The sequence below is a fragment of the Roseitalea sp. MMSF_3546 genome, assembly GCF_030732865.1.
GTDB lineage: Bacteria > Pseudomonadota > Alphaproteobacteria > Rhizobiales > Rhizobiaceae > Roseitalea.
In genome coordinates this window covers 1-1404 of record NZ_JASHKB010000061.1, presented here as the reverse complement: position 1 = coordinate 1404, position 1404 = coordinate 1, and the positions used below count along the sequence as shown (strand labels likewise).

At 58.2% G+C, this 1404-nt stretch carries 2 protein-coding genes and 1 pseudogene; 2 read left to right on the top strand and 1 reads right to left on the bottom strand.

Annotation, left to right across the window (positions count from 1 at the left end; all coding sequences use genetic code 11):
* Nucleotides 1-91: 91 nt before the first annotated feature.
* A pseudogene (locus RBB34_RS19810) lies at nucleotides 92-160 on the bottom strand (dihydrofolate reductase); the annotation flags it as partial.
* 117 nt (nucleotides 161-277) lie between these two features.
* Here RBB34_RS19810 and RBB34_RS19805 point away from each other — a divergent pair.
* Together RBB34_RS19805 and RBB34_RS19800 are read left to right on the top strand one after the other, a co-directional pair.
* Entirely contained in the window at nucleotides 278-832 is a 555-nt protein-coding gene (locus RBB34_RS19805; RefSeq protein WP_306120969.1) for a dihydrofolate reductase family protein, read from the top strand.
* Nucleotides 813-1322 carry a helix-turn-helix domain-containing protein gene (locus RBB34_RS19800; protein ID WP_346432556.1) on the top strand — a complete coding sequence of 170 codons (510 nt, stop codon included), beginning with the start codon at nucleotides 813-815 and terminating at the stop codon, nucleotides 1320-1322. Before RBB34_RS19805 ends, RBB34_RS19800 begins: the two co-directional genes overlap by 20 nt.
* The last annotated feature ends 82 nt before the right edge of the window (nucleotides 1323-1404 follow it).

The window sequence follows — 1404 nt, the reverse complement described above, 5'->3', positions numbered from 1 at the left end:
GGTCACATGCAGAGCCGGATCGACGCGTTGCTGCCCTGGAGTTACGCCGCCAAGGTGTGATCACAACACCGCTTACGAACAACTGGGCTCCCGGTTCGAAGGCTTCATGATCGACATAGCCATCGAGCGACTGGTTCATTCCGAACACGAATTTCGCCATGAGAAGCCATTCTCCAGGAGAGGTCGAACCAAAGAGTCAACGAAACGATAGCCCAATCTGATTGCATTTTGCAATCGGTTTTCGTATGATCGCCTTGGCAAAGATGGGATCGACAAGATGAGACGGATTGTAACCTGGGATCTGATGACACTCGACGGCTGCTTCGAGGGTGCAACGCCGTGGTCGTTGGAGTTCCACATGACCGTCTGGGGTGACGAACTCGAAACCTACTCCCTGAAACAACTCGACGAAGTCGGCACGCTGCTCTTCGGTCGTAAGACGTTCGAAGGCATGGCCGACTACTGGTCGGGTGAAACGGGGGCGATCGCGGACCGGATGAACGCCGTCGAAAAGATCGCGGCGACCCGGAATGGCACGACCAAGGCCTGGCCGAACACCCGGGTTCTTCAGGGCGATATCTCTGACCACATCGAGGCTTTGAAGGCCGAAGATGGAAAGGACATCTTCGTCTTTGGCAGTTCCGATCTGATGGCGACGCTGTTGGAGAAGAACGCGGTCGACGAAATCCGCCTGTGTCTCGTTCCAGTCGTTCTTGGAGGCGGCAACCCGCTCTTTAAGTCCGACGGTGTCCGCAAGGACTTCCAGCTTATCGAGTCGCGCCCCTTCACCTCCGGTGGACTGCTGCTCCGTTATGCGCGCGCGGATGCCTGAGCGATCAGGCTGTCCGATCAATCTCGCCACTGAAGCATTGGGCGACCGGTGGAGCATGGTGCTCTTGCGCGACATCATGTTCGGGGATCAGCGGACATTTCGAGGCCTGCTCAACAATTCCCTTGAAGGGATCGCAACGAACATCCTCGGCAACAGGCTGAAGAAGCTTGTGGCCGAAGGGTTCGTGACGGCGGAGGCCGACCCCGATCACAAGCAGCGGACGATCTACTCGCTGACCGAAAAGTCCATCGCGCTCCTGCCGGCGATGATCGCACTTGGGGCATGGGGGCGGCGATTTCTGCCCGTCACCCCCGAATACGCAATCCGCAATCAGGTACTGGAAGAAGGCGGCCGCGAGATGCAGGAGGCGTTCATGGACGAACTGCGCGAACGGCATCTGGGCATTCCCAGCCCCCGAAGCGGACATCCGGTGTCCGAACAGCTTCAGGCCGCATTCGAAGCGCTGGTCGCGGAAGAAAAAGGGAAATAGACAAAAAGGAGCACATGATGCCGAGATATCTGACCATCGGCTATGGCGACCGCGCGGGCTACGAGCAGACCCCCGAATCCGT